The organism is Psychrobacter fjordensis, assembly GCF_904845995.1.
Classification (GTDB): domain Bacteria; phylum Pseudomonadota; class Gammaproteobacteria; order Pseudomonadales; family Moraxellaceae; genus Psychrobacter; species Psychrobacter fjordensis.
Genome location: NZ_CAJGYP010000001.1, coordinates 1,441,997 through 1,459,671 on the forward strand (window position 1 = coordinate 1,441,997; position 17,675 = coordinate 1,459,671).

Here is a 17,675-nt window from a genome sequence, read left to right on the forward strand (position 1 = left end):
TATTAGACATCTTTGATTCGTTATTAACTTAATAAAAAAGCCAGCCTAAGTTGCTGGCTTTTTTACGTTTATAGATAAGTAAGGCAATGAGAATAATGCGTCTAAGGCTATATCTGGTCAGCTAATAAGTCTTAATATAGCGCCGCTATTTTTTAGCTGATATACTTTCTAGCAAGATTGCTCCAGTTATAGTCGGTGAACTACTAAATCGCTACGGCGTTACCCTCCATAGATGTACTACTTGTACAATCTGCAGTCGGCTGCCTTGTACCCATTTTAGAGTTCTTTGACTATAGTAGTACACTCAAGAAGTCATATCATAAGTGGTGTCTCTTTTCACTGGTCATATTTATGATTAATATAAGGATAAGTAGAAAATGGCAGGTAAAACCCGCGTTGCCAAGTATCAAGCTGATCGAACCAATCAAAAACTTTATTTTTGCCGTCTCTCTTGCCAATCAGCAGGAAGTATCAACGATAAGCAGTTGTATCAAGCACATTGTGAGACTGCTATTTTTCATTTATACGGAGCTTTTCTTGCATTTACTCAAGAGCTTGGTTATTTCTACAGCTTAAATATACCCGCACCAACATTGTTAGATATTGAACAAGCCTTGAGTGAACGTACGCAAGTATCTCCTGAGATTCAGCGTCTCCAGCAGTTACAGCAGCAAGGATTTTTGGCCAATATAGAGCGTGCCTATCAGCGCTGTCTTTATGCGGTACCACCAGATACAGTCGTTGATGAACAATTAAGCAATGACACGAAGCAGTCGTCGGATCTTATTGTTAATGTGGTTACTTTATCGAACCAATGGTTACCAGATGAATCGACAATACGCGAATGGCGTCAGCAGTTTTTAGAGTTGATTGAACAGCTTCGTGCTGGAATGGTTGAGTTTTAGAAAATCTACCAGTAGGGTGGTGTAAGTTTGGTGTTGATAGAAAAGCTGACTGATAAGCTTCGTGAAGTAAGACATCATTGCTATAATTTCCAGACATAAAAAAGCCTGTTTAGAATTGTCTAAACAGGCTTTTTTATGTTCAACACGCCCTAGTATTTTAGATAGTTTACTCTGGCATCGGTGGAAGCGTTTCAACTGGTGTCACCGAGAGAGGGTTTTGCGGTACGACATCATTATTACGGCGATTCTCTGATCTTGAGTTATTTGATTCTGCAGCAGGTTCAGGTGACAATTGCGTCCGCTGTTGTGTTTGCGTAGAAACTGGTTTCTCAGATGTATTGTCGTCTGCCTTACTCGTTCTTGCCGTTTTTTTCTTTTGTCTGGTAGATGTAAAACCTTTATCATTAGGCACCCACTGACGAGGTGTATCTTTAAGCTGGGCTTTCATAAAATCCATCCAAACAGGTAATGCTGCTACACCACCGTATTCGTGACGACCCATAGTCGTTGGTTGATCAAATCCCATCCATACAACCGTTGCATTGGTAGGGTGGAAGCCTGCAAACCAAGCATCTTTAGCATCGTTAGTAGTACCTGTTTTTCCGCCAATATCATCGCGTCCTAGTGCTTTTGCACGTACTGCTGTACCACGCTGAACAACATCACGTAAAATATCTGCCATATCAAAAGCAACTCTTGGTTTCAATATTCGAGGAGCTTGTTTGGCCAATGCATACTGAACCGCAGGTGCTTTTAAGCGATCCGCTTGTGGGCTAGCATCATAGACACTTAAGTCGATGGCTTTATCATTTTGTTCAGTATCTTCTACATCTTGTTCTGCAACAATTACTTCGCTGTTGGCCGCTTTGCTCTCGTCTTCAATCGACTGATTATAATTTTCGATTGACTCTTTATTACGCTTTTCGAGATCTTTATTGAAGCATTTGGCACATGCTTGTTGTGGGTTCGCCTGAAATAATAGGTTATTACTATAATTATAGATTTGTTCGATAAAATAGGGTTGTACACGATGGCCACCATTAGCAAAAGTTGCATAGGCAGTTGCCATCTGTAAGGGTGTTGCTTGCCCTGCACCCAGTGCTAACGATAAAGTGGTTGGGAGTTTCTCTTTATCAAGGCCGAACTGATCTAATAGACTGCGGGTATCTGCGATACCAATGGCTTGTAATAGACGAATAGATACTAAGTTACGAGACAAATAAAGGCCACGGCGTAGAGTGATATCACCTAGGAAGCGTTGATCAGAGTTTTTAGGTTTCCATTCACCGACTTGAATAGGACTATCTGAAACAATAGTATCAGGACGATAGCCTTTTTCTAGAGCCGCTGTATAGACCAGTGGTTTAATCGTTGAGCCTGGTTGACGCCAACCTTGTAAAGCTCGGTTAAACTTGCTGTGATTAAAATCGAAGCCACCCACTAAGGCATTAACAGCACCAGTCGCCGGATTCAATGAAACGAGACTACTTTGTATCTTAGGTACTTGTGCCAGCTGCCAATTGCCATTGCTAGTTGGAATCAGGCGAATAATATCATTCTTACTTACTATTTGGCTGGCATTGCTAGGAGCATAGCCAATACGATTAGCAGAGATGTATTTGCTTGCCCAGCGCATGCCTGACCAGTTAACGGTTACATTCTCACCTGAAGGCATGACGGCATCAAAACTACGAGAGTTTACCTTGGTTACTTTGGCGGGGGACATATTGCTATAGCGACGGAAGTTTTCTAGCGGTTCATCATTCGCTTCAGCACCTCTCCACCCATGGCGATGATCGTAAGCAACGAGACCTTTGAGGACTGCCGCTTCCGCATCTGTTTGTGCTTTACTATCAACCGTAAGACGCACACGCCAGCCACTTTGCATGACTTGTTTACCATAGCGCTGAACTAAAGTAGAGCGCGTCATTTCTGCCAAATAGGGCATATTGACGTCCAGCTTCTCTTTATAAAGGTTAATACCGATAGGCGAGGCGACTGCTTCATCACGCTGTGCTTTAGTAATATAACCTAACTCATGCATGCGCCCGATAATCCAGTTACGGCGAGTTAATGCACGTTCAGGATTGGCCACAGGGTTGTATTTAGAAGGTGCTTTTGGCAGACCAGCTAACATTGCCGTCTCAGCAATAGTGAGATTATCTAGTGATTTACTATAATATTTTTTGGCAGCGGCACGGACACCGTAGGAACCCTCACCTAAATAAATTTTGTTGACATAAAGTGTCAGAATGTCATTTTTGCTTAGCTCGTCTTCAATCTTACGCGCTAAGAACAGTTCAGTTAACTTACGATTTAAGGTGCGCTCTGAACTTAAAAAATAGTTTTTGGCAACCTGCATCGTGATGGTAGAACCACCTGTTTGACTATTATCATCTGTGACTGCTTCAGTTACAGCACGGCCTAAACCTTTGATGCTAATACCACTATGTTGAAAAAAAGAGGCATCTTCTGCTGCTAGAAAGGCATGAGTAAGGTCTTCAGGAATATCTTCAAAAGTAATCGGTAGTGATAAGCGATTGCCATACTGACCAATTAGTTTGTCATCACTACTATATATTTGTAGTGGCATTTCTAACTTCGCCGTCTTAATCTCTTGAGTGCTAGGCAACGTTGGCGATAAATACATCGCCATACCGTAAAAACCGATAGGCACAGCAAGGGCTAAGATAACTGCTAATGCTAAACAGGCGACAAAAAGCCCTACCAAAAAATGAATGAGTCGGGCGGTAGCATTTTTTTTGATCATAAGAAGACTTATCAATTAAAATTTGCAACAGATAATGTATTATACCTTGAACAAAATAGGCAGGTCATAATAAATGTGTAAGTTAGACTGAATAACTTATTTAAATGCTTGAATCTATCTATTAAGTAAAGTATTGTATTCAATTATTACAAATAACTATCAGATTGTACACTTAATATAAGGTATAGAGTTTGTGAGGCTATTTACTTCCAAAAGTCAACATTTGATTGGTGTGGATATCTGTGCCACTTCAGTGAAGTTGGTTGACATACAGCGCCAACAAGGCATGTTTCATCTAAAATCTTATGGCATTGAGAGACTGCCGGAAGGTGTAGTCGTCGATAAACTTCTCTTAGATACGGAAGCGGTTGGTAATACGATTACCAGCTTAGCTAAACGTTGCCATGTTACTGGTGCTGACGCTGCTACTGCGGTCTCAGGATCAGCTGTGATTACCAAAATCATTGACATGGATGCCACGTTAAACGATGTTGAGCGTGAAGCTCAAATACGTTTAGATGCTGATCAATACGTGCCTTATCCGTTAGAAGACGTTAACTTGGACTTTGAAGTTTTAGGTCCTTCTTTGGCAAGTGATGAGATGGTGCAAGTGCTACTTGCCGCATCTCGCTCGGAAAATGTTGACCAACGAGTTGACGCATTAACCTTTGGTGGCTTGAAAACTAAGGTTATGGATATCGAGTCTCACGCCATTGAACGTGCTTTTGGGCTTATGGTAGATAACTTACCAAGTAACCCAGAACTGGTTGCATTGGTTGACATTGGGCATAATCAAACGACTCTATATGTCGCTAAAAATGGCGAATTCATATACAGTCGTGAGCAGTTGTTTGGTGGTGTTCAGTTGACAGAAGCGATACAAAATCGTTATGGACTATCTGCTGAAGAAGCCGCGATTAGTAAGCGTGAGCGTACATTACCTGACGATTACTACCTCGATGTGCTGACGCCTTTTATGGAAAATACCATTCAGCAAATCACTCGCTCATTACAGTTTTATTTCTCCTCAAGTCAATATAGTAGTATTGATCATGTAGTGTTAGCTGGTGGCAGCAGCTCTATCGCTGGTCTTGCAGGTATGGCACAACAAAAACTGGGTGTGACGGTTAGTATTGCTAATCCTTTTGCCAATATGACTATTGCGCCAAATATTGACAATGAGCAATTAACAATTGATGCACCAAGCTTAATGGCCGCGTGCGGTCTTGCGTTAAGGAGCTTCGACTAATGGCTCGTATTAACCTCTTACCCTGGCGACAAGAAGAACGCGAACGTCGCAACAAAGAATTTATAACGTTGGTAGTTGCGGTAATTTTGCTTAGCCTATTGGCTGCATTTGCTTCATGGAGCTACTTTAACAATGCACTTGCTGAGCAGCGTGATGCGAATGCCTTGATAGAACAAGAAAACGTTCTTTTGGATACGGCATTGGTTGAAATTGATAGCTTAGAACAGCGCCGTGAAGATATCATCTCACGTATGCAGGTTATTCAGGACTTACAAGGACGACGTCCTGTACCTGTACGTCTATGGGACGATCTTGCTAAAGCTATGCCGCCTGCGCTTTATTTAAACAATCTAAAACGTGAAGGTGACACACTTACTTTAACAGGTCGTGCTGATAACCCTTATGTTGTGTCAAGATTGATTCTAAATCTTGATAATAGTAAGTGGATGGGTGATTCTGCAGTGAGCAACATTCAACAGAATATTAGCGCTTATGAATCCGCACCAGTGCTTAACAATACAGTCGCTAGTGGTGAGAGCTCTCGTCCTGTTTATCCTGAAGACAGCTATGTTCAGTTTGTGGTAACGACTAAAGTTCAGTCGGAGACCGCCGCACCTGATGATGCCAGTACTGGGCCTGGAGGTGAGTTATGAAACTTAGCCGTAAAAAAAGCCTAATCAAAACCAAAAAAACTGCCTCGAAATCAAAGAAACAGTTTGATTTACAGGAGTTTCGTCGCAGTTTCGAATCGTTAGATTCAGACAACTACGGCAGCTGGCCGCTACCCGTAAAAGTCACGGTAATTGGTCTTATCATTACGCTTATAGCAGCATTGTCATGGTCGCTACCGATTAGTAGCAAAATTGATGAGATAACCGCTGCTGAAAGCCAACAAAATACGTTGCTTGAGAGCTACCGTGAAAAAGAATCACGTGCGCGTCATTTAGAAGCGTATAAAGCACAAGTTGTTCAAATGGAAACAGAATTCAATACTTTATTGGACCAATTACCAAAAGATACTCGTGTGTCAGAGTTGGTAGAGGGTATCAATATGACGGGTGTTGGCAGCAATATACGCTTCCAAGATATTTCTGTAGAACCTGAAATTGAGAATGAATTCTTTATTGAGCAGCCTATTCGTATTGCAGCTTTAGGTGAGTTTCATCAGTTTGGTAGCTTTATCAGTGGTCTTGCAGCGCTACCACGAATCATTACGATGCACGATTTCGAAGTCAGCAATCCGAAGCCAACCTTAGATGTCTTACCAGAACTTAATTTGGTACTGAACACAAAGACGTATCGCTCGAAAGAAGCTGATCCTGAGGCTGTTGATCCTGTCGCTACTACTGATAATGCTGGAGGCAACTAATGATTATTCAAAAACTGCCTATGCTACTGGCTTTAGGCGTTACTGTTCTATTAATGACAGGATGTGCTGATCGTATTGGTATGGCAGAGCAGGCAATGGCGGACATCCGTAATCAGCCCGCAAAGCCCATCGATCCACCGCCTAAAGCTGAGCTTGTAGAAGATTTTGTCTATAGCGCCAGTGCACAGCGTAGCCCATTTTTGCCACCTAGTCTGGTCAATACACAAGGTCCTAGCACTTCTATCGATGGTGTTCGTCCTGATATTACCAGAGTAAAAGAGCCACTTGAGCAATATGAATTGTCACAACTGGTCTTTCGCGGCGTCGTTGTTTCACCTGAAGGTCAGCGATATGCGTTAATACAACGCCCTGATGGTTCAGTAGCGAGCGTTAAAGTAGGTGATTATCTTGGAGTAAATGACGGCCGTATTGTTGAAATCACGCCGACTCAGATTAACTTGATTGAAATTGTGCCAGACAGCCGCGCAGGGTTTGTTGAAAAACCCCAGTCGCTGGTTTCCCCTATAAGCTAAGTCGGCAGATTTTTGAGGAATAAATAATGACAGTACGCAATAACAAGGTAATGATGATGAGCAACCGCGTAACTTCTGCTTTTGCCATTTCAGCATTGGCAATCAGCATGGTAGCAGTGAGTAACAGTGCCTATGCTGCACAGCGCATTAATAATGTCTCTGTGGTACAAACTGCTCCAGCAGTGACGCAAATACGTTTAGGCTTTGCAGGTGTGCCAGTATTGCCTGCAGCCTATCAGCTTGATGATCCTAGCCGCTTGGTACTAGATTTTGAACAAGTGCAAAATGGACTTGCAAGCCGCTTTAGCGAATATAATATCGGTATGGTAAATGATGTCACTACCTTAAGTAGTGACAGTACCACGCGCCTTATTATAGGTCTAAAACAGACAGGCACTTATACGACGACGATTGACGGTAATGATTTAGTATTGACCATTACTGATCCTAGCCGTTCGGTGAGGACCAATGACCCTGTTCAAGACGTACTTAATAATACAATCACCACGACACCGATTGTAGAAACGAGTAGCGCATATACCTCTGTTGATACAACTAATAAGACTGTGGCTAAAAATCAAGTACCAGCCGATACGATGGTTGTTAGAGTTAATCCACTGCTAAGTCCACAACTTGCTGCTTCGCAAGTAAGAACGCAATATAGCTATGATGGTTTGAGTGCGGTTGATTTTGCAGCAGGAAAGGATGGTGGTGGTAACATCAGTATCGCCCTGACTAATGAGGCCATTCCAGTTGATGTACAGCGCCAAGGCAATAAATTGGTAGTAAACCTAACTGGTAGTACAGTGCCTAGAAACTTATTACGCCGTTTAAATATTAATAGCGGTCTTGTTAATAGTATTGATACTAGGAATCAAGGTCAAAATGGTGTCATTACCATTAATATGATTGAAGATTATGAGTATCAAGCCTATCAGTCGGGCAATCAATTAAATATTAGCATCAATAAGCCTGCGCTGTTACGTGAGCCGACGCTTGAAGAGCGAGTATATAGTGGTGAACCTTTGTCTATGGAGTTCCAAGACGTTGAGATTCGCAGTGTCTTAGATATCCTAGCTCAGTTTACTGAAATGAACATTGTGGCTAATGATTCAGTCTCTGGCAATATCACTTTGCGCCTTATCAACGTACCGTGGGATCAAGCGCTTGATATCATCTTAAAAAGTAAGAATCTAGGTAAGCGTGAAAATGGCAATGTCATCTTGGTAGCGCCTGCCACTGAACTGGCTGAGCAAGAAGCGAAAGAGCTTGAAGCACAGCAAGCGGTTGAGTCATATTCGCCACTGCGTACTGAATACATTCGTTTAAGCTATGCCAAAGCGCAAGACGTTTTGACGCTGATCTCTCAAGGTAGTGGCTCATCAGGTGGTAGCAATACTGGCAACTCTAGTGATAGTAATAGTCTATTGTCTAACCGTGGCACAGTAACGGTTGATAGCCGTACCAATACTTTAATTATCAAAGATGTGGCTGATAGTATTGAAAACATTCATAAACTGATTGCAAAGATTGATGTTCCAGTTCGTCAAGTCATGATTGAAGCGCGTATTGTCAGTGCTTCGGATAGTTTCAGTAAAGAGATTGGTGTAAGTTGGGGTATCTTGTCTGATGGTGCCGCTAATAACAGCAGCTTATTGGTTGGTGGTAGCGATCAAACCTTATGGGACCTCAGAGATTTTGATACAGATAGCGACACTGGTGGGGTAACATACGATATCACTCGCCCTGATAACTTGAACGTTGATCTTGGGGTTTCCAACCCTGCTGGTAGTATTGCGTTTGGTCTTCTTGGTTTATCAGGCTATACGCTTGATCTTGAACTATCAGCCATGCAAGCAGATAATCGTGGTGAAGTGATTTCTACACCTAAGATTTTGACCGCAGACAAGCAAACGGCCAAAATCTCTTCTGGTACGCAAATTGCCTATCAAGAAGCATCGGCAAGTGGTGCGACCACAACTAGCTTTATAGAAGCTGCACTTAGTTTAGAGGCGACACCGAACATCACACCTGATGGCAAAATCAGTCTAAACTTAAACATCAAAAATGGCTCGCCAACGGTTTATAATGGCGCCGTGGCCATTTCTGAAGATTCTATCACGACCAATATCATCGTAGAAGATGGTCAAACAGTTGTACTTGGTGGTGTCTTCAAAAACCGTATCGCTGACGGTGTGGAAAAAGTACCATTCTTAGGTGATCTACCTTATGTTGGTCGTTTATTCCGCAAAGATACCCGTAGTAACGAAAAAGAAGAATTACTGATTTTCATCACGACTAAACTGATTAATGATGGTGTTAGTCGTTTAGATTAATGATAATATTAGATGTGTAAAGCAAAATTAATACTGTGTTATCTCACAAAAGAAAAAAGCAAGCCTAAGAGCTTGCTTTTTTCTTGCCCTATTTTTACTATTAGCCAAGTTTGACTGGTAATAATAAAGCCTCATTACTAGCCAGAATATCGATGACGTTGTATGATAGCTAATTTAACTGAGTAAGTATTATGGTTGAGGAATTGCCATCGGTGTTTTTAGTAGGACCGATGGGAGCAGGTAAGACGACTATCGGTAAATTGCTTGCTAAGCAGTTAGGTCGCACCTTTGTAGATAGTGATTGGTATGTTGAATCGCAAACAGGCGCTGATATTGCTTGGATATTTGCTAAAGAAGGTGAGGCAGGCTTTCGTGAGCGTGAGACACGGGCTATCGATGAGCTGACCCAAAAAAACCAAATCGTATTAGCGACTGGTGGCGGTGCCGTTATGTGTGCTGAAAATAGAGCGTTTTTACAGCAACGCGGTATTGTGGTTTATTTAAATGCGCCCGTTGATGTGCAGATGGCTCGTACTGCTAAAGATAAATCACGCCCATTACTACAGCAGCCTAATCCTAGAAAAATACTGCAAGACTTATATAGCAAACGCGATCCACTATATCGTCAAGTCGCCCATATTATTATGCCAACCGGACATACTTATCCCCGTCATATGGTCAGTCAGCTCTTACAGCAATTAGCGTCGTTTAATAACTCTGCGACGATAACGCCAGAACATAACGAAAATGAATCATAAGTCATAAGAAACCAATAGCACCTAAATTATGATTACTCACATTTAGCGATTTTCATCTCATTAACAATGCTTAAGGAGTGTTGGCAATGCCACTGTTTCATAATGGTTTGACCGTTCATACGCAAAGTCATGACTATCCAATTGTCATTACTGAAAACACTGCGATAGATAATAGCAGCATGGCAAAACAGGTAGCGCCATATATTAGTGGCCGCCAAGTACTGATTGTCACCAATGAGACGGTGGCGCCTTTGTATCTAAGTGCGTTAGAAGAAGCGTTGACAGAGCAGTTTAAGGTTAGAGTCTGTGTACTGCCAGATGGTGAGCAATATAAAAATCAAGCCAGTATCAACCAAATTTATGATGCATTGATGGCAGAGCATTTCAATCGAGACGTCACGCTTATTGCGTTGGGTGGTGGCGTCGTTGGTGACATGACAGGTTTTGCTGCAGCAAGCTTTATGCGTGGGGTGAATTTCATCCAGATTCCAACGACGCTTTTGTCGCAAGTGGATTCAAGTGTGGGTGGCAAGACGGGTATCAATCATCCTCAGGGTAAGAATATGATTGGCGCTTTTTGGCAGCCACAAATGGTGCTTGCTGATATGAGTACGCTCAAAACTTTGCCTGCTCGTGAGCTATCAGCAGGGTTGGCTGAGGTCATCAAATATGCACTCATTATGGATGAGACATTTTTGACCTGGCTTGAGGAAAACTTACCTGCAATGATGGCATTAGATTTGGCTGTACTTGGCGAGGCGGTCAAGCGTTGTTGTCAGTATAAAGCGGACGTGGTTGCACAAGATGAGAGAGAGTCCGGTGTGCGTGCGTTGTTGAACTTTGGTCATACCTTTGGTCATGTGATTGAAACGCATCAAGGCTATGGTAATTGGTTGCATGGTGAGGCTGTTGCTGCAGGTATGTTACAAGCTGCCGAGCTGTCACAAAAAATTGGCTGGTTAACGGTCGAGGAAGTCGCTCGTATTAAACGTATTTTAACATTGGCAAATTTACCCACTACCGCACCACCTATTGATACACAGACTGCTTTAAATCTGATGGGGCATGATAAAAAAGTGAAACAAGGACAAATTCGCCTTATTTTGTTAAAATCACTGGGTAAGGCTGTATTGACCGATGATTTTGATGCCCAGCTTCTGACAGAAGTGTTATCGCAATCGAGCGTATAATGTATCAAAAAATCAGCTTTCATAAGTGCATACTGAAATTAAGCGCTTATAAGAGCTGATTCACAGTAATACTAATGACCTGTGCATCTATTTAATGCAGTCAATTTTATTTTTACCAAGGATATTCCCATGGCAGCATCAAGACCGACGCCGCGTAGCGCTAGCCAATCTTATCGACGTCAAGCATTGATCTGGCTTGTAGTCACTTTGTTATTAGGCGTGCTAACGGCTCTGATTTGGATGTTTAGTCAAACGCCAGCGATGGGTGCCAAAATTGAAAATGCTCCAATATCCGCACCAGAAACACTGAGTACTGAGCTTGAGCAACCTTTAAAAATTGAATCGTTGCATGAGCTAGATACGGATGTACAGCCACTCAGTTTTGATGCAGCGATTCAAGACTTGCGTAATTATCCCGATGAATTCAAAGACAAGGGGTATTTGCTGGCCAATAAAGGTAAATGGACTGTGCAGGTGATGAATGTCGCTGAAAATGATGTGATTATTAGTTATCTAGAAGGTCGCAAAGACCGTAGTAAATTCGCTTATTTCCGTTATCTCGATGATGAAAAGCAAATGCGTTATATGCTGACTTATGGACTGATGAGCAGCCCGCAGGAAGCGGTTGGAGCAGCCAAGCTTATCGACTTTAGATTGCCTGCTGATGTGCGTGTGTTACCAGAAGAAATCAATCGATATGTTGGTATTATCGATAACTACACGCGTGCTGATCCAATGAAAGATTTGAGCACCAAACGCACCCGCTCTATTGATTTAGAACCGACTAAGCGTGAAGTACCAGTGCGTCAGAAAAAACCAGTTGCTGAGACCGCAGAAAGCAACACAAATGGCAATGAAAGCATTCGTCAGTCAGCGGATACTTCTGACACCTTGTCTGTTAATGAGCAGCGTACTGTGGTGAACGAAGAGCAATCATCGTCTGTTACGACGACGAAAGATGATGGTGCTACTAGCAAAGCTGAGCAGGATAACAAAAAGCCTGCATCAGGTGCTGACGCCACTCCTCCAAAACCTCCAGTAGTGCCAACACCGAAACCACCAACTGCTACGCCAAAGTCACCAGTAGTACCAGCAGCTAAGACGCCGAGTACGGCTAATAGCGCAAATTCTAGTAACACAACTGCTAATGCCAACACTCCTAAAAATGGTAATGACAGCATAAAGGCACTGATAGAAGCCAAAAGTAATTAATATTTTATTATCCTTATAATTTAAAAACCCACTAACGAATAATTAGTGGGTTTTTTATGGCGCGCCATATAGCATTTTATTAACATCAAAAAGAAGGGTTTTGATGGGATAAGCTCAAATTAATTATTTCAGCCAAACATGGTAATAGCTACTTTACATTAAGTTTTGCACACGGTTTTTAGTTGTCTTATAACCAATAGTAATAAGTTCTCTTACAAAATATGGTTGATGAATCCGTAGAAAAGACTAGATTTTTTGGTCATCATTAACTAATATAACTGTGGGCGACGTTCTGTATAGTTATCGTAAAAACTACTTATTTAACAGTCAATTAGTAAAATCCCACTATTTATAAAATAGGTTACTAATTATTTTGGCTCAAGCGCTGCTACTTGTTATGCATATTCAAGCGATCACAAGTGTAGCAACCTCTCTTATTGTCACCCTTTATTAGGGTTGATAACGCGCTTGAATACAGAGCGTCAGATATTCAAGATTAATCAAATGCATTGTTATTAACTATTCAGCTAATTGGTTTTAAGTGCTGGACGGGGTTTAATAACAAGCGATACTCAAGATAACGATATGACGTTATTGGTAACTAGGTAATTGGTATACAGGGCAGTACTTTCTCTCGCTGCCAACGGCAATTACTTACTATCTATTAAGACGCTAATTATTTATTGAGACAGATGCTATCCGTTAAAAGAGTCGAAGGTTTGACACTCTTAACGCATTATGTCTATGAGCGTTGCATCATTTATTGAATCCGATATACGAATATTAACTATCAGCCCGTTCTGCTTACGGGGACTAGCTTATGTGCCGCATTGGATGTATAGGCAACCCGTTTACTCAAAAGGACCAGCTATGTCAATGATCTCCTCGCAAACTCACCTGGCTACGCCAGATGACTTTTCTGATAACTGTGGTTTTGGTTTGATTGCTCATATTGAAGGGCAAGCCAGTCATGATTTGGTAAAAACAGCTATTCATAGTCTAAGCTGTATGACGCACCGTGGCGGTGTTGCTGCTGATGGTAAAACTGGTGATGGTTGTGGTTTATTACTGGCCACGCCTACTGAGTTTTTTAGAAAGATTGCTGCTGAGCAACAATTAGCAATCACCGAAAACTTTGCCGTTGGTATGGTATTCGTCAATTTAGATGAGGCTAAAGCCAAGCATAGCCAGCAAGTGCTAAGTGATGAGATTGCAGCACAAGGATTAGAGGTGGCTGGCTGGCGCGATGTGCCGCTTGACCTTAGTATCGTTGGTGAGATTGGCCGTGAGACATTACCGGATTTCAAGCAGATATTCGTCAATGCCCCTGATGATTTGGCTGCGGATGACTTTAACCGTAAGCTGTTTGTGGCACGTAAAAAAGCAGAACAGCAACTGATTGATGACGAATTATTCTATGTTTGTTCATTGAGCTGTCAGACTATTATCTATAAAGGTTTGGTGATGCCATCAGACTTGCCAGCGTTCTTTTTAGATTTGCAAGATGCACGTTTGGCGTCACATATTGTGGTGTTCCATCAACGTTTTTCGACCAATACTTTACCGCGTTGGCCATTAGCACAACCATTCCGTTATCTCGCTCACAATGGTGAATTGAATACCATCACCGGTAACCGTAACTGGTCTGAAGCCCGTACGCCAAAGTTAAAATCAGACAAACTGCCTAACTTGAATGAATTGACACCGTTGGTAAATAGCAGTGGTTCTGATTCATCAAGTTTAGATAACATGCTTGAAGTGCTTATGTCAGGTGGCATGAACTTGTTCCATGCGATGTCGATACTTGTACCGCCAGCGTGGCAGAACGTCGATAGCATGGATATGGACTTGCGCGCCTTTTATGAGTTCTATTCGCAGCATATGGAAGCGTGGGATGGCCCTGCTGGTCTGGTTATTCAAGATGGACGCTATGCCGTCTGTATGCTTGATAGAAACGGCCTACGTCCGTCACGTTGGGTAACGACTAAAAATGGCTATATCACTGTCGCCTCTGAAGTTGGCGTTTGGGATTATGACCCTAAAGATGTGCTAGCAAAAGGGCGCGTTGGCCCAGGTCAGATGTTGGTCATTGATACGCTAACAGGTCAGATTTTAGATACTAGAGCCATTGCTACCTTGCTCAAAAAAGCGCATCCATATCGTAAATGGTTACGCGAAGAAGCGACTCGTATCCGTGATGACGAACGCCTAGAAGAAGAGTTAGCAGCGCAATCATGTCGTGGTGATCAGCTAAAAATATTGCAAAAGATGTATCACATCACCAATGAAGAGCGTACTGAAATCATTCGTCCCAACGCCGAAAATGGTCAAGAGCCAGTTGGTTCGATGGGTGATGATACGCCAATGGCAGTGCTCTCACAGCAGATTCGTCATGTCGGTGACTTTTTCCGTCAGCAGTTCGCGCAGGTGACCAATCCACCCATTGATCCATTACGTGAATCCATTGTCATGTCGCTACAGACTTGTTTGGGTGCTGAGACCAATGTGTTTGCACCATCAGCGCGAGATGCTCATCGCATTATCTTATCATCGCCAGTACTGTCAGCCAGCAAGATGCAGCAGCTTGAAACCTTGGATGACCCAGCGTTCAAGATGGCTCGTATTGATCTAAACTACGATCGCACTCTAGAGTTATCAGAAGCCATCACCGCTATTTGTGAGCAAGTGGCAACTACTATTCGTGCTGGTAATACTTTAATCGTGTTGTCTGACAGAGACATCGATGCGGATAAAGTACCAGCCAATGCCATCATGGTAACGGGTGCCGTGCATCATTATCTCATTGGTCAAGGTATCCGTACCGATGCTAACTTAATCATTGAAACAGGTCTGGCTCGTGACTCGCATCAAGTAGCAGTATTAATCGGCTTTGGTGCGACCTGCGTGTATCCATACTTGGCTTATGATGTCATCGATGATTTGGTGGCAACTGGTGAGCTGCTCGGCGATCCGATTCAGGCACGGGTTAATTTCCGTAAAGGCTTGGATAAGGGATTGCTAAAAATCTTATCAAAAATGGGTATCTCTACCATTGTTTCTTACCGTGCTGCTCAGTTGTTTGAAGCAGTTGGACTCTCTGAAGAAGTCGTCAGCTTATGTTTCAAAGGTGTGCAAAGCCGTATTAAAGGCGCTACTTTTGCTGACTTGGCCGCGGATCAAGCACAATTAGCAGCCAATGCCTTTAAGCGTCGTGCACCGCTCGATCAAGGTGGTTTGCTCAAGTTTGTCTTTAATAAAGAGTACCATGCCTTTAATCCAGACGTGATCAACAGTCTACATACAGCGGTACGCACTGGTGACTACGAAAACTACCGCCGCTATGCGGATTTGGTCAATAGCCGTCCAGTCGCCACTTTACGTGATTTATTAAAGTTAAAAACTGACAATTCTATCGATGTAAATGATGTCGAAGATATCTCCAAAATCCTGACGCGTTTTGACTCCGCTGGCATGTCACTAGGAGCGTTGTCACCTGAAGCGCATGAATCAATTGCCATGGCAATGAATACCATCGGTGGTCGCTCAAATTCTGGTGAGGGTGGTGAAGACCCAGTACGTTACGGCACGTTGCGTAACTCAAAAATCAAGCAAATCGCTTCTGGTCGTTTTGGGGTAACACCTGCGTATCTACGCTCAGCAGAAGTCATGCAGATTAAAGTCGCTCAGGGTGCTAAGCCGGGCGAGGGTGGTCAGCTACCTGGTGGTAAAGTTAACGCCTTGATTGCACGCTTGCGTTATTCAGTGCCGGGCGTCACATTGATTTCACCGCCGCCGCATCATGATATTTATTCTATCGAAGATTTGGCGCAGCTGATTTTTGATTTGAAACAAGTCAATCCTGATGCCTTGGTCTCTGTGAAGCTGGTATCCCGTCCGGGCGTTGGAACTATCGCCACAGGCGTGGCAAAAGCCTATGCTGACCTAATTACCATCTCAGGCTATGATGGCGGCACAGCAGCCTCTCCGCTGTCCTCTATCCATCATGCAGGCTCACCATGGGAGCTAGGTCTGGCAGAGACTCACCAGTCGCTACGGGTCAATGGACTACGAGATAAAGTACGTGTGCAAACCGATGGTGGTCTAAAGACAGGACTTGATGTGGTCAAAGCAGCCATTCTTGGCGCAGAAAGCTTTGGGTTTGGTACTACGCCGATGATTGCGGTTGGTTGTAAGTATCTACGTATCTGTCACCTGAACAACTGCCCAACAGGTGTTGCTACTCAAAAAGCCAAGTTACGCGATGAGCATTTCATTGGTGAAGCTGAGATGTTGATTAACTTCTTCAAATTTGTGGCGACCGAAACTCGTGAGTGGTTAGCGGCACTTGGTGTCAGTAGTATGGAAGAGTTGGTCGGGCGTACTGACTTACTTGAAGTGCTAGAAGGCAATACTGACAAGCAGCGCCATCTTGATTTGACACCGTTATTGTTTAGCCATCCAGCGAGTGCTGGTAAAGCACAAACCTGTCAAGTAGAGCGCAACGAGCCATTTGATAAAGGTTTGCTAGCTGAACAAATGGTTAGCGATATGCTACTCAATATTCGTCAAGGAATAGGCGGTGATTATAGCTATTATGTTGGTAACTGTGATCGCTCTATCGGTGCCCGTATTTCTGGTGAAATTGCACAGGTATGGGGTAATCTCGGCATGAGTGACATGCCAGTGAGATTGCATCTGACTGGTACTGCAGGGCAGAGTTTGGGTGTTTGGAACGCAGGTGGTCTAAATATTGAGCTCGAAGGCGATGCCAATGACTATGTCGGTAAAGGCATGGCAGGCGGTGAGATTGTCATTTATCCACCAAAAGACTCAGTCTTTACAGCGCAAGATACCGCCATCATTGGTAATACCTGTCTATATGGTGCAACAGGTGGTAAGTTGTATGCAGCGGGTACGGCAGGCGAGCGCTTTGGTGTTCGTAACTCTGGCGCGCATGCTGTCATCGAAGGCACTGGCGATCATTGCTGTGAATATATGACAGGTGGCATTGTCACCATCCTTGGACGTACAGGCCTTAACTTTGGGGCTGGTATGACGGGCGGTTTTGCTTATGTACTAGATATGGATGGCGATTTCTTTGACCGCTGCAACCATGAGCTGATCGATCTTAACCGTATTTCGAGTGAGCAAACTGAGGAACATCGCATCCACTTGCAACAAGTGATTGAAACGCATGTAGCTAAAACAGGCAGTGCATGGGGTCAGACGATATTAGATGACTTTGAACACTATGTTCGTAAGTTTTACTTGGTAAAACCAAAAGCGGCGAACATTGCAAGCCTTCTTAAAACGACAATGGCTGATCCGCAATAGTGTGATTGCCGATATATTT

At 43.1% G+C, this 17,675-nt stretch carries 11 protein-coding genes; 10 read left to right on the forward strand and 1 reads right to left on the reverse strand.

All coding sequences use genetic code 11. From position 1 onward, the window contains the following. The first annotated feature begins 377 nt into the window (after nucleotides 1-377). Nucleotides 378-905: a DUF6586 family protein gene (locus JMW61_RS06060; RefSeq protein ID WP_201549946.1), complete on the forward strand. Its 528-nt coding sequence runs from the start codon at nucleotides 378-380 to the stop codon at nucleotides 903-905. A gap of 166 nt (nucleotides 906-1,071) precedes the next feature. On the opposite strand, the gene JMW61_RS06065 is transcribed toward JMW61_RS06060, so the two are convergent. Then, complete coding sequence (locus JMW61_RS06065) at nucleotides 1,072-3,675, reverse strand: penicillin-binding protein 1A (protein WP_201549947.1); 2,604 nt, start codon at nucleotides 3,673-3,675, stop codon at nucleotides 1,072-1,074. Between the two features lie 193 nt (nucleotides 3,676-3,868). On the opposite strand from JMW61_RS06065, the gene JMW61_RS06070 reads away from it, so the two are divergent. The 9 genes from JMW61_RS06070 to gltB all read left to right on the forward strand — a co-directional run bounded on the left by JMW61_RS06070 (nucleotide 3,869) and on the right by gltB (nucleotide 17,656). Beyond that, nucleotides 3,869-4,924, forward strand: coding sequence for a pilus assembly protein PilM (locus tag JMW61_RS06070; RefSeq protein ID WP_201549948.1), 1,056 nt, complete (start codon nucleotides 3,869-3,871; stop codon nucleotides 4,922-4,924). Continuing rightward, nucleotides 4,924-5,577, forward strand: a complete 654-nt coding sequence (locus JMW61_RS06075) for a PilN domain-containing protein (protein WP_201549949.1) — start codon at nucleotides 4,924-4,926, stop codon at nucleotides 5,575-5,577. Before JMW61_RS06070 ends, JMW61_RS06075 begins: the two co-directional genes overlap by 1 nt. Next, nucleotides 5,574-6,293 (forward strand): type IV pilus inner membrane component PilO, encoded by a 720-nt coding sequence (pilO, locus tag JMW61_RS06080; protein WP_201549950.1) that lies wholly within the window; start codon nucleotides 5,574-5,576, stop codon nucleotides 6,291-6,293. The genes JMW61_RS06075 and pilO overlap by 4 nt, the downstream gene beginning before the upstream one ends. Then, entirely contained in the window at nucleotides 6,293-6,826 is a 534-nt protein-coding gene (locus tag JMW61_RS06085) for a pilus assembly protein PilP (protein WP_201549951.1), read from the forward strand. The genes pilO and JMW61_RS06085 overlap by 1 nt, the downstream gene beginning before the upstream one ends. Before the next feature lie 26 nt (nucleotides 6,827-6,852). Beyond that, complete coding sequence (pilQ, locus tag JMW61_RS06090) at nucleotides 6,853-9,162, forward strand: type IV pilus secretin PilQ (protein ID WP_201549952.1); 2,310 nt, start codon at nucleotides 6,853-6,855, stop codon at nucleotides 9,160-9,162. A gap of 191 nt (nucleotides 9,163-9,353) precedes the next feature. Continuing rightward, nucleotides 9,354-9,920, forward strand: a complete 567-nt coding sequence (aroK, locus tag JMW61_RS06095; protein WP_197102250.1) for a shikimate kinase AroK — start codon at nucleotides 9,354-9,356, stop codon at nucleotides 9,918-9,920. Nucleotides 9,921-10,006: 86 nt separating this feature from the next. Next, the gene (gene aroB, locus JMW61_RS06100; protein ID WP_201549953.1) at nucleotides 10,007-11,110 is read left to right on the forward strand and encodes a 3-dehydroquinate synthase; all 1,104 of its coding nucleotides are present in this window, start codon (nucleotides 10,007-10,009) and stop codon (nucleotides 11,108-11,110) included. A gap of 129 nt (nucleotides 11,111-11,239) precedes the next feature. Next, nucleotides 11,240-12,322: a hypothetical protein gene (locus JMW61_RS06105; RefSeq protein ID WP_201549954.1), complete on the forward strand. Its 1,083-nt coding sequence runs from the start codon at nucleotides 11,240-11,242 to the stop codon at nucleotides 12,320-12,322. 834 nt (nucleotides 12,323-13,156) lie between these two features. Beyond that, on the forward strand, nucleotides 13,157-17,656 hold the full coding sequence (gene gltB, locus JMW61_RS06110; RefSeq protein ID WP_406947824.1) for a glutamate synthase large subunit: 4,500 nt from the start codon (nucleotides 13,157-13,159) through the stop codon (nucleotides 17,654-17,656). Nucleotides 17,657-17,675: the final 19 nt, after the last annotated feature.